This is a genomic window from Stenotrophomonas sp. MMGLT7 (assembly GCF_021168555.1).
GTDB lineage: Bacteria > Pseudomonadota > Gammaproteobacteria > Xanthomonadales > Xanthomonadaceae > MMGLT7.
The window spans coordinates 1-10933 of record NZ_JAJOZS010000028.1 but is presented as its reverse complement, the minus strand read 5'-3'; the positions used below and the strand labels follow the sequence as shown (position 1 = coordinate 10933).

Annotated in this window: 10 protein-coding genes and 1 pseudogene; 6 read left to right on the top strand and 5 right to left on the bottom strand. The window is 69.9% G+C overall.

Annotation, left to right across the window (positions count from 1 at the left end):
• Both LRX76_RS18475 and LRX76_RS18470 read right to left on the bottom strand, forming a co-directional pair.
• A pseudogene (locus LRX76_RS18475) lies at nt 1-157 on the bottom strand (glutamate synthase small subunit); the annotation flags it as partial.
• A 204-nt stretch (nt 158-361) separates the two neighbouring features.
• Nucleotides 362-958, bottom strand: a complete 597-nt coding sequence (locus tag LRX76_RS18470; RefSeq protein ID WP_231807101.1) for a hypothetical protein — start codon at nt 956-958, stop codon at nt 362-364.
• A gap of 247 nt (nt 959-1205) precedes the next feature.
• Here LRX76_RS18470 and LRX76_RS18465 point away from each other — a divergent pair, with 247 nt between their 5' ends.
• A complete protein-coding gene (locus LRX76_RS18465; RefSeq protein WP_231807102.1) occupies nt 1206-2123 on the top strand; it encodes an oxygenase MpaB family protein in 918 nt (305 codons plus the stop codon).
• Between the two features lie 123 nt (nt 2124-2246).
• Here the strand turns inward: LRX76_RS18465 and LRX76_RS18460 are convergent, their stop codons facing one another.
• Complete coding sequence (locus LRX76_RS18460; protein WP_231807100.1) at nt 2247-3242, bottom strand: aldo/keto reductase; 996 nt, start codon at nt 3240-3242, stop codon at nt 2247-2249.
• Between the two features lie 235 nt (nt 3243-3477).
• Nucleotides 3478-4551, bottom strand: a complete 1074-nt coding sequence (locus tag LRX76_RS18455; protein ID WP_231807099.1) for an aldo/keto reductase — start codon at nt 4549-4551, stop codon at nt 3478-3480.
• Nucleotides 4552-4648: 97 nt separating this feature from the next.
• Between LRX76_RS18455 and LRX76_RS18450 the strand changes: the two genes are divergently transcribed.
• Nucleotides 4649-5623 carry a LysR family transcriptional regulator gene (locus tag LRX76_RS18450; protein ID WP_231807098.1) on the top strand — a complete coding sequence of 325 codons (975 nt, stop codon included), beginning with the start codon at nt 4649-4651 and terminating at the stop codon, nt 5621-5623.
• A gap of 81 nt (nt 5624-5704) precedes the next feature.
• Here LRX76_RS18450 and LRX76_RS18445 read toward each other — a convergent pair whose 3' ends face one another.
• Complete coding sequence (locus LRX76_RS18445) at nt 5705-6634, bottom strand: LysR family transcriptional regulator (RefSeq protein ID WP_231807097.1); 930 nt, start codon at nt 6632-6634, stop codon at nt 5705-5707.
• Nucleotides 6635-6735: 101 nt separating this feature from the next.
• On the opposite strand from LRX76_RS18445, the gene LRX76_RS18440 reads away from it, so the two are divergent.
• The 4 genes from LRX76_RS18440 (at nt 6736) to LRX76_RS18425 (ending at nt 10697) form a co-directional block, all read left to right on the top strand.
• The gene (locus tag LRX76_RS18440; protein WP_231807096.1) at nt 6736-7146 is read left to right on the top strand and encodes a DoxX family protein; all 411 of its coding nucleotides are present in this window, start codon (nt 6736-6738) and stop codon (nt 7144-7146) included.
• A 128-nt stretch (nt 7147-7274) separates the two neighbouring features.
• Entirely contained in the window at nt 7275-8087 is an 813-nt protein-coding gene (locus tag LRX76_RS18435; protein WP_231807095.1) for a class III extradiol ring-cleavage dioxygenase, read from the top strand.
• Nucleotides 8084-8737 carry a phospholipase gene (locus tag LRX76_RS18430; protein ID WP_231807094.1) on the top strand — a complete coding sequence of 218 codons (654 nt, stop codon included), beginning with the start codon at nt 8084-8086 and terminating at the stop codon, nt 8735-8737. Before LRX76_RS18435 ends, LRX76_RS18430 begins: the two co-directional genes overlap by 4 nt.
• 319 nt (nt 8738-9056) lie before the next feature.
• A complete protein-coding gene (locus LRX76_RS18425; RefSeq protein ID WP_231807093.1) occupies nt 9057-10697 on the top strand; it encodes a Na+/H+ antiporter in 1641 nt (546 codons plus the stop codon).
• The last annotated feature ends 236 nt before the right edge of the window (nt 10698-10933 follow it).

Below are 10933 nucleotides of genomic sequence, written 5' to 3'. Positions count from 1 at the left end.
ACAGAAAACGCACCCCTTCCTCACGCGCGTTCGCTACCTCGCGCGCAGATCCCGGCATGTTCTGCTCGTCCCGGCGATAGGCGCAGGTGACCTTGGCCGCACCCAGGCGGATCGCGCTGCGCACGCAATCCATGCCGGTGTCGCCGCCTCCGAGCAGAAGCCGGACTCAGGCGTCGGCTGCGGGATCAGGCGGGGATCTGTCCCTAGCTCGGGACGATTGCCTGCCGATACGGGGGGAGGATGCACATCTCCCGCGCGGTGTCGGGAGCGGCTGGCGAACCGACACCAGTCCGGCAGCGGCTGGTACCGGCCACGTTGGGGTTGCCGGCAGCTTGGGGACCACCCGCCCTGCCTTGGACAGTCAAGCCGCGTGCATCGCGGGGCTGCCGTCGAAATGGTTGAGGGCGTTGACCAGTTCCGTGTGCTGCCTCAGCCGGCCCATCTCGCGCATGATGTGGATGTCGGCATGGCGCAGGCGGCGCTTGGCGGTGACGGCCTGCTTGTAGGCCAGCACTTCGGGATAGTGGCGGGCCATGGCCAGCGCGTCGGCCACGCATTCGACGGTGTCGGCGTCGGCCGAGAGCGGTTCGCGGCTGTTGAATGCGGTGAGCCAGCGTTCGAAGCCGGCCTGGTGATCGAACATGTCGGCGATGAACCACATCACGAACAGGATCGATACCCATGAGGTGAAGACGATCACCACGCGGGCGAAGGTGATGTGGTAGTCGTGCTGCCAGAGCTGGTCGACGATCACGCCCAGCAGGATCAGCGAGATGGCCTGCCAGCCGATGATCGAGGCGACCACCCACTGGCGTTTGGCACGGGCGAGCAGGTCGACCTCGTCCAGCAGTTCCTGCTCGCCGATCTGCTTCCAGTGGCGAACCTGCTCCTCGAACGGCGCGCGGTTCAGCGCATTCTCCTTCAGCAACAATCCCAACCCCTTGAACAATGTGATCATGACGGGCTCCTTGCGGATGGGGGTAGTACCTGAGGCGACAACGGCATATGGGCCGGTTCTAGCACATCGCCCCGGCGCCTGCGTGCAGTGGCCGTGAGCAATGAGATGAATGGGCGCATGAACCCGTGATCGGCCCGCATCGATGGCCTTTTGCTCCCGGATCGGAGACAGGGTTTGCTGCGCGTGCACAACGTTTTCCGCTTCGTTGCCGTTGCCGAAGCCGATGCGAGGTACAGAATGGGAGGCGATGCCGCCCATGCCCGACCGCCTGCCTTCCATGATCGCCGCGCCGCTGCGGAACTGGGTGCTGCGTGCCTTCCCGCGCGGGCAGAGCGGGATCGACTACGATTCGCCGCCCGGGGATCCGGGGCTTTTCGGCCCGGACAGCGTGACCTGGCGGATCCACTCGGAGTTTCCCGGCATGCTGGCCGGAGGCCTGTGTGCGCTGATGCTGCAGGTGCTGCACCCGTTGGCGCTGGCCGGGGTGTGGGACCATTCGCGCTTCCGCGAGGATCTGGTCGGCAGGCTGCGCAGGACGACCAGCTTCGTCGCAGGCACCACCTATGCGCCGCGGGAGACCGCGTTGGCGTTGATCCGGCGCGTGGCGGCCGTGCATGCGCAGGTGGCCGGGCATGCGGCCGACGGGCGGGCGTATTCGGCCGACGATCCCGGGCTGCTGACGTGGGTGCACGTGACCGAGGCGTACGGCTTCCTGCACGGCTGCCGACGCTATTGCCGCGACGTTCCCGCGGCGATCGCCGACGCCTACTACGACGAGACGTGCCGCGTGGCCGAGATGCTGGGTGCACGCGCGGTGCCGCGCAGCGAGGCCGAGGTGCACGACTATTTCGCTGCGGTGCGGCCGACGCTGCAGGTGGATGAGCGTTCGCGCGAAGTGCTGGATGTCCTGTTCGATGTGCGGCTCCCGGTTCCGGCGCCGCGGCTTTCGCGCGACGTATTCCTCGGCGCCGGTATCGCGCTGCTGCCCGGATGGGCAGGCGACATGCTGGAGCTCTCACTGTCCAGGCGTGGCAGCGCACGCATCGCGGCGCGGCTGCTGCGGACATCGGCGCCGCTGTTCCGCATCGCGCTGCCCGATGGCCTGGCGGCGCGCGCCTGCGCCCGGATGGGACGTGCACCGGCGACGTTGCGAAGCTGGCCCTGATCGGCGGGCGGGTTCTCCGAGTGCCCGGACCCGGAGCGAGCGGGAACTGGCTTGCGGACACGGCCGCAAGTTGCGGCCGTGTCCGGCCTGGCCGGCCCCGGAGGGCGGCCAGGCGGCGTGCCGTCAGCGATCGACGTGGCTCATCATCGCTTCCGGGTAGCGCGTGCCGGCGGCGGCGCCGGACGGGAACACCGCATCGATGCGCGCCAGGTCCGCGGCATCCAGCGTCACGTCGAGTGCGCCCAGGTTCTCCTCCAGGTACCTGATGCGCTTGGTCCCGGGGATCGGCACCAGGTCCTGGCCCTGCGCCAGCACCCATGCCAGCGCCAGCTGGCCGGCGGTGATGCCCTTGGCCGCCGCCAGCTCGCGCACCTGTTCGACCAATTGCAGGTTGCGGGCGAAGTTCTCGCCCTGGAAGCGCGGCGAATGGCGGCGGTAGTCGTCGGCATCGAAATCCTCCGGCGAGGCGATCGCACCGGTCAGGAAGCCGCGGCCCAGCGGCGAGTACGGCACGAAGCCGATGCCCAGTTCGCGTACGGTCGCGAGCACGCCGTTCTCCTCGGGCTCGCGCGACCAAAGCGAGTACTCGGTCTGCAAGGCGGTGATCGGATGCACGGCGTGGGCGCGGCGGATCGTGGCCGGCGCGGCCTCGGACAGGCCGAGGAAGCGCACCTTGCCCTGCTCGACCAGCCGCGCCATCGCGCCGACGGTGTCCTCGATCGGCACATCGGGATCGACGCGGTGCTGGTAGTACAGGTCTATGTGGTCCACGCCCAGGCGCTTGAGGCTGGCCTCGCAGGCGGACTGCACGTACTCCGGGCGGCCGTCGACGCCGCGCGCCGCGGGGTCGTCCGGGTCGAGCTTGATGCCGAACTTGGTGGCCAGGAACACCGCGTCGCGCTTGCCGGCGATCGCCTTGCCCACCAGTCGCTCGTTGGTGTGCGGGCCGTACATGTCGGCGGTGTCGAGCAGGGTGAGGCCGAGTTCCAGCGCACGGTGGATCACGGCGATGGAGCCGGCCTCGTCGCTGCGGTCGCCGTAGAACGCGCTCATGCCCATGCAGCCGAGGCCGAGGGCGGAAACTTCCGGACCGTTGCGGCCGAGAGTTCGGGTCTTCATGTGAGATCTCCTGGAAGGAAATGGAAGTCCCTCTGCCCATCGGGAGAGGGAGTGGAGTCGAGGGTACGGGGGACACCCTGCGTGTCGTTTCGGCTGCACGAGGGTTTCGTGCGTACCCCTTCTTATCCGGCGCTTCGCCGCTGATCCGGCGCAGCGCACCAGGTGTTCACGCGTGTGCCAGCCAGCGGCTTGCAGGCAACACGCCTTCACCCCAACGGAAGAAGGACGTACGCCATCAGCGCGGCTGCACGCGGGTACCGCCGAACACCAGCTGTTGCGGGATCGGGCCGCGGATGAAGTCGTGCGGGAAGCCCAGTTCCACTGCGCTGGCCTCGTCCAGCCGCCGAAGGTGCTCGCTGTCGAGCGCCACCTGCAGCGCGCCGAGGTTGTCCTGCAGCTGCGCGGGCGTGCGTGCGCCGACGATCGGGATCGGTGCGCCGGGACGCTGCAGCAGCCAGGCCAGCGCTACCTGTGCCGGCGAGTGTCCGCTCTCGGTGGCGACCGCCTTGACCACCTCGCCGATCCCCAGCGTACGCTCGTCGAGCATGTCGTGCGAATAGGCCACCGCGCCGCGGCCGCCGTCGCCGCCGGGCGAGGTGCCGGCACCCTGCGCACGGGTGCGCTCCAGGTCGGCACGGGTGTACTTGCCGGTGAGCACGCCCATCGCCAGCGGCGACCAGGCATGCACCGACAGGCCCAGCGCGTTCGCCATCGGCACCAGGTCGCGCTCGACCGTGCGCTGGGCCAGGCTGTATTCGATCTGCAGCGCCACCAGCGGCGACCAGCCGCGCAGCTCGGCCAGGGTCTGCATCCGCGCCACCTGCCAGGCCGGCGTGTCGGAGATGCCGGCGTAGACGATCTTGCCGGCGCGCACCAGGTCGTCGAAGCCGCGCATGATCTCCTCCACCGGGGTGGTGCCGTCCCAGATGTGCAGGTAGAGCAGGTCCAGGTAGTCGGTGCCCAGGCGCCTGAGGCTGGCCTCGACAGACTGCATCAGGTTCTTGCGGTGGTTGCCGCCACCGTTGGGATCGCCGGGGAACGGGTTGAGGGTGTACTTGCTGGCAATCACCAGGCGGTCGCGGCGGCCGGCGGCGAACTTGCCCAGCAGCGTCTCCGAGTTGCCGTTGGTGTAGATGTTGGCGGTGTCGATGAAGTTGCCGCCGGCATCGATATAGAGGTCGAACTGGCGACGGGCGTCGTCCTCGTCGGCGCCCCAGCCCCAGTCCTTGCCGAAGGTCATCGTACCCAGGGAAAGCGGGCTGACGCGCAGGCCGGAGCGGCCGAGCAGGCGATAGTCGTTCAGTTGCACGGGAGTTCTCGTTGCGGGGGATGGCGACCATTCTGTGGCTGGCGACTGTGGCGATAAATCCCCAGAATGGGGATCCTCCTTTAAGCTGGACTAAACAATGGCGGCCAATCCCCTGCCGGCGGTCGTGGCCTTCGCCCGCGTCGCCCACCATGGCAGCTTCACTCGCGCGGCGGCCGAGCTGGAGGTCTCGCCATCGGCGCTGTCGCAGACGGTGCGCGCACTGGAGGCACAGCTCGGCGTGCGCCTGCTCAACCGCACCACGCGCCGGGTCGGCCTGACCGAGCATGGCGAGCGCTTCCTGCGGCAGGTGTCGCCCGGGCTGCAGCAGATCGATGCGGCCTTCGCCGACCTGGACTACCTGCGCGGCCGGCCTTCGGGCAACCTGCGCATCAACCTGCCGGCGGTGGCCGCCGAGCAACTGGTCGATCCGCACCTGCCGGGGTTCCTGGCGAAGTACCCGGACGTGAAGGTCGAGCTGTTCGTCGACCGCACCCTGGCCGACATCGTCGACGGCGGTTTCGATGCCGGCATCCGCCTGGGCGAGTGCCTGGCCCGCGACATGGTGGCGGTACCGATCGGGCCGGCGCAGCGCCAGGCCATCGTCGCCACGCCGGACTACTTCGGCCGCCATCCGCCGCCGCGCGCGCCGGCCGAGCTGGTTGGCCACGACTGCATCCGCTATCGCCGCAGCAACGGCCGCATCCAGCCCTGGGAGTTCACCCGCGACGGCCGCGACTTCGAGGTCCAGGTGGACGGGCGGCTGGTGGTCAACGACAGCGAGATCGGCCTGAGCGCGCTGCGCCGGGGACTGGGGCTGGGGCAGGTGTTCGAGTGGCAGGTCGCCGCCGACGTGGCGGCCGGGCGGCTGCAGCGGGTACTCGACGACTGGCAGGCACCGTTCCCCGGCTGGCACATCTACTATCCGGCACGCGAACACCTGCCGCCCAAGCTGCGGGTGTTCATCGACCATCTGCGCGAGTGCGCGGGGCCGGTCAATGGCGGATGGGTACAGGCGTCGGGCTCGTCCGGGCGCGTGGCCGGCAGCAGCGTCCGGGCAGGCAATCCGCAGTAGTCCGGGTCCGCGCAGTGCACCGGGACGGCGGGACGCCGCCATGGCCGTCGTTCCCGCCTGCGGCCCTTGGCCTCGCCCGCGCTACGCGCTGGGGCGCCGGTATCCGCCGGCCGCTGCGGGCGGTGCATCCGGGGCCAGCCTTTCGACCAGGTAGTCGATGAAGCTGCGCACCTTCGGCGCCAGGTGGCTGCGGCTGGTGTACACGGCGTGGATGCCGATCGGCGCCGCCGTGTAGCCGGGCAGCACGCGTACCAGCGCGCCGCTGGCCAGGTCCCGCTCGACCAGGAAGTCGGGCTGCAGGATCACCCCCATGCCGGCCAGCGCCGCCTCGCGCAGCACGTCGCCGTTGTTGGCGCGCAGGCCGCCGCCGATGCGCACGGCGTGCTCGCCGTCCGCTCCCTGCAGCTGCCATTCGTCGCCGCCGGACCAGTAGCTGTAGGCCAGGCACTGGTGGCCGGCCAGGTCCTCCGGCAATCGCGGGGTACCGGCGCGGGCGAGGTAGTCCGGCGCCGCGCACAGTTCCAGCCGGGCCTCGGCCAGCTTGCGTGCGATCAGTGCGGGCGAGGGGTTGCGGGCGATGCGGATCGCCACGTCGAAGCCTTCCTCGACCATGTCCACCAGGCGGTCGGACAGCGACAGGTCCAGCCGCACCTGCGGGTAGCGCTGGCGGAACCCGGCCAGCAGCGGACCGAGCCGGGCGATGCCGAAGCTCACCGGTGCATTGACCCGCAGCAGCCCGGACGGCACCAGCGCCTGCGCGCCGATGGCCGCTTCCAGGTCGTCCAGTTCGGCCAGCAGCTGCACGGCGCGCTGGTAGTAGGTCGCGCCGGTGCTGGTCAGGCTCACCCGGCGGGTGGTGCGGTTGAGCAGGCGCGTGCCCAGGCGCCTCTCGAGGGCGGCCACCTGGCGGGTGACGCTGGCGGTGGAGAGATCGAGCGCGTCAGCGGCGGCGCTGAAGCCGCTGCGCTCGGCCACCGCCACGAAGATGCGCATGGCTTCCAGGGTGTCCATTTATTCCGTTTCCTGCAAAGAACATTGGTTATTTCTTGTATTTATCTCATTGTGGATGTCAATAAGCTACCCGGAAGCCCACTTCATCCGAGAAACCTGCCATGAACTCCACCGTCTCCCCTCGCACCACGGCCTACGGCATCGCGCTGCTGCGCATCACCCTGGGCGTGTTGTTCCTGGTGCACGGCCTGACCAAGCTGCTGGTCTTCACCCCGGCCGGCACCGTGGGCTATTTCCAGTCGCTGGGCCTGCCGGGCGGACTGGCCTACGTCGCCATGGCCCTGGAACTGCTGCTGGGCGTCGCCCTGGTCCTGGGCATCCATGCGCGATGGCTGGCGCTGCTGGGCGTGCCGCTGCTGCTGGGAACCATCGTCAGCGTGCATGGCGCCAATGGCTTCGGTTTCGCCAACGCCGGTGGCGGCTGGGAATATCCCGCCTTCTGGGCGGTCGCACTGGTGGCGCAGTGCCTGCTCGGCGACGGCGCCTTGGCGTTGAGGCCGTCCGGCAAGTGATCGCAGCGGTCTAGCTCAGGCCATTCGGCGAGCGCACCTGTCGCAGCGGCGAGGCTTTGCCGCCGTCGCCGCCGCTGCCGCCCCCGGCCGCAACGCTGGGAATCCCATTCCGACCATCGGAGACTGTCATGTCGCGTCTTCCTTCCCTCTACATCTCGCACGGTTCGCCGATGACGGCGCTGCGCCCGGGCAAGGTCGGGCCGCGCCTGGCCGAGCTGGCCGCGGCGATGCCGCGGCCGCGGGCGATCGTCGTCGCCTCCGCGCACTGGCTGGGTCGCCGGCCGCTGGTGGGCGGCGCGGCGCGGCCGAAGACCGTCCACGACTTCGGCGGTTTTCCCACCGCACTGTACGAACTGGAATACGCCGCGCCGGGCGAGCCGGCGCTGGCCCGGCATGTCCATCGCCTGCTCGAGCAGGCGGGCCTGCATCCGCACCTGGACGAACAGCGCGGCCTGGACCATGGCGTCTGGGTGCCGCTGCGCCTGCTGTACCCGGATGCCGACATTCCGGTGGTGCCGCTGTCGATCCAGCCCGAACTCGGCCCGCGGCACCAGCTGGCGCTCGGCCGGGCACTGGCGCCGCTGCGCGAGGAAGGCGTGCTGCTGGTCGGTTCGGGCAGCATCACCCACAACCTGCACGACTGGCGCGGCGGCTACGGCGAGGGCCGCGAGGCACCGTACGTGCAGCCCTTCGTCGAATGGATCGAACAGGCACTGGTGGCCGACGACATGCCCGCGCTGCTCGACTATCGCCGGCAGGCGCCGTACGCCGAGCGTGCGCATCCCACCGACGAGCACCTGCTGCCGCTGTACTTCGCGATGGGGGCGGCCGGAGAAGGCGGGCTCGGTGCGCGGCGCATCGACGCCGGCGTCGACATGGGCATCCTGGCGATGGACATCTACCGTTTCGACGGTGCCCGGCAACGGGAGCTGGCCGCATGAGCAGCGCACCGCTGACCTTCGTCGAGCGTACGGCCGACGGGGCCGCGCGCGGGCTGCTGCTGTTGCTGCACGGGGTCGGTGCCAGCGAGCAGAGCCTGGCCGCGGTGGCGATGGAGCAGGATCCGGCGCTGCACGTGATCCTGCCGCGCGGGCCGCTGGCGTTCGCGGCCGGGGCCTTCGGCTGGTTCCAGGTGCAGTTCGGCCCGCACGGGCCGGTGATCGATCCGCGCCAGGCCGAGGCCAGCCGGCACCTGCTGATCGGCTTCGTCGCCGGCCAGCAGCAACGCCTGGGGCTGGCGCCGGCACGGACCGCGATCGCCGGCTTCAGCCAGGGCGGCATCATGAGCGCCAGCGTCGGCCTGACCTCGCCGGGCAGCGTCGCCGGCCTGGCCATCCTCAGCGGCCGCATCCTGCCGGAAATCGAGCCGCTGGTGCCGGCCGACGCCGGAGCCCACGGCCTGCAGGCGCTGGTGATGCATGGCCGCCGCGACGGCAAGCTGCCGTTCCCGCTGGCTGAGCGCTCGGCCGAGCGCCTGCGCCACTTCGGCGTGGCCCACGAACTGCGTGCCTACGACGAGGAGCATGCCCTCAATCCGCAGATGCGCGCCGATTTCCGCGACTGGGTGGAGCGCCTGCTGGCGCCGGCCTGACCGGCCTGGCGTCAAGCAAGCTGTGGTTCGTTCCGAAGGTCCGATGCGCCTGTCTGCGCCACCTCCGGGTCCGGCACCGGCGACCGTGCCAGGGCGATGGCGCGCCGGGTGAAATCGTCTTAGCAGTGCGGCCATGCGCCGGCACCGGGGCATGTGTCGATGATCAGTACGACGATGGCCGGGGGGCAGGGCACGGCAGCGTTTCCCGCGCCGCGTCGGCCTGCTGGACATTGCGCCGTCCATGCGCTTTGCTTGCATCCTCCCCGCCGGCCGCGTTGGTCGCGCCCGTGTCCACGGCCGGCGCTCCCATGGATTAGGCATGCATTCGATCGACGTTGTCCTGGCGATGCTGCTGGCGGTGGCCGTCAGTGGATATCTGGTCCGTATCGTTCCCTTCTCGCTGCCGCTGCCGCTCGTGCAGATCGCGCTGGGCGCGGTGATCGCCGGCGTGTTCAACAAGGGCTACACGCTGGACCCGGAACTGTTCTTCCTGCTGTTCCTGCCGCCGCTGCTGTTCCTGGACGGCTGGCGCATCCCCAAGCAGGGCCTGTTCCGAGACAAGGGCGCGATCCTGGAACTGGCGCTGGGGCTGGTGGTGTTCACCGTGATCGGCGCCGGGTTCCTGATCCACTGGATGATCCCGGTCATGCCGCTGGCAGTGGCGTTCGCGCTGGCGGCGATCGTGTCGCCGACCGACCCGGTGGCGGTATCGGCCATCGCCTCCAAGGTGCCGATTCCGAAGCGGCTGATGCACATCCTCGAAGGCGAGTCGCTGCTCAACGATGCCTCGGGCCTGGTGTGCTTCCAGTTCGCCGTGGCCGCGGCGCTCACCGGCGCCTTCTCGCTGGCCTCGGCCTCGCTGACCTTCCTGTGGGTGGCGCTGGTCGGCCTGGCGCTGGGCGTGGGCACCACGCTGGCGGTCAGCCTGGTCCAGCGCACCATCTGGCGGCGCTTCGGCGAGGAGCCGGGCGCGGCGATCCTGGTCAACCTGCTCACGCCCTTCGCGGCCTACCTGCTGGCCGAGGCGTTCAACGCCTCCGGCATCCTCGCCGCGGTGGCGGCCGGCATCACCATGAGCTATGTCGAGCTCAGCGGCCGCGCGCCCGGCAGCATGCGCGTGCAGCGCTCGGCGGTGTGGGACACGGTGCAGTTCACCTTCAACGGCATCATCTTCGTGCTGCTGGGCGAGCAGTTGCCGGGCATCGTCCAGGGTGCCATCCACAATGTCGACCAGGCCGGCCACCTGTCGCCGTGGTGGCTGCTGGTGTACGTGCTGGCGCTCAACCTGGCGCTGGCGGCGCTGCGCTTCGTCTGGGTGTGGCTGTCGTTGCGCTGGAACCTGCTCAAGGCGCGCTACCGCGGCGAACAGGCGGTGAGCCCGTCGTGGCGCATCGTGGTGGCGACCTCGCTGGCCGGCGTGCGCGGCGCGATCACCCTGGCCGGCGTGATGACGCTGCCGCTGGCGCTGCCCAGCGGCGACGCCTTCCCGGCCCGCGAGCTGGCCATCTTCCTGGCTTCGTCGGTGATCCTGGTCTCGCTGCTGGTGGCCAGCCTGGTGCTGCCGCGGCTGCTGCGCAACCTGGAGATGCCGGCCGAACCCGAGCACCGCAAGGAAGAGGACCTGGCCGAACGCGCCGCGTCCAAGGCGGCACTGGCCGCAGTGGAGAAGCTGCGCCAGCAACTGGTCGAGCGCGGCGTGCAGGTGGACATCTACAACGAGGCCGCCAGCCGCGTCAGCCAGCTCTACCAGCGCCACCTCGACCGCATCGACAAGACCGAGACCGACCCGGCGCAGGCGCGCCTGCTGGAGGACGCGCTGCTCCAGTTCCGCCGTGCCGGCCTGCAGGCCGAGCGCGACGAGCTGTTCCGGCTGGCGCGCCACCGGCAGATCTCCGACGAGCTGTCGCGGCGGCTGGTGCGCAACCTGGACCTGATCGAGGCGCGCCGCAAGGAATCCTGAGGCCGGACCGGCATCGGGGCGATGCCGGAAGATCCCCGTTTCCGTTCGCCATGCCGCAGTCCGGAGGGCGCAAGGATGCTTGCCTTGCGCACTTCTGATACCTTTCTCACGCCATAAAGTTGACGCGCCCGGTGTTGATTGCAACGGGCTGCAGGGACAAGGAGCGGTAGTACATGAAGGAGAGCATGCGCGCGGCCCTGGGTGTGCTGGCCGGCCTGGAGCAGCAGACGCGGCTG

Excerpts from the sequence above, each read along its gene's own strand:
- LRX76_RS18435 (WP_231807095.1), top strand. The coding sequence starts at position 7,275 with ATGTCGCGTCTTCCTTCCCTCTACATCTCGCACGGTTCGCCGATGACG.
- LRX76_RS18445 (WP_231807097.1), bottom strand. The coding sequence starts at position 6,634 with ATGGACACCCTGGAAGCCATGCGCATCTTCGTGGCGGTGGCCGAGCGC.
- LRX76_RS18450 (WP_231807098.1), top strand. The coding sequence starts at position 4,649 with ATGGCGGCCAATCCCCTGCCGGCGGTCGTGGCCTTCGCCCGCGTCGCC.
- LRX76_RS18425 (WP_231807093.1), top strand. The coding sequence starts at position 9,057 with ATGCATTCGATCGACGTTGTCCTGGCGATGCTGCTGGCGGTGGCCGTC.
- LRX76_RS18470 (WP_231807101.1), bottom strand. The coding sequence starts at position 958 with ATGATCACATTGTTCAAGGGGTTGGGATTGTTGCTGAAGGAGAATGCG.
- LRX76_RS18465 (WP_231807102.1), top strand. The coding sequence starts at position 1,206 with ATGCCGCCCATGCCCGACCGCCTGCCTTCCATGATCGCCGCGCCGCTG.
- LRX76_RS18460 (WP_231807100.1), bottom strand. The coding sequence starts at position 3,242 with ATGAAGACCCGAACTCTCGGCCGCAACGGTCCGGAAGTTTCCGCCCTC.
- LRX76_RS18430 (WP_231807094.1), top strand. The coding sequence starts at position 8,084 with ATGAGCAGCGCACCGCTGACCTTCGTCGAGCGTACGGCCGACGGGGCC.
- LRX76_RS18440 (WP_231807096.1), top strand. The coding sequence starts at position 6,736 with ATGAACTCCACCGTCTCCCCTCGCACCACGGCCTACGGCATCGCGCTG.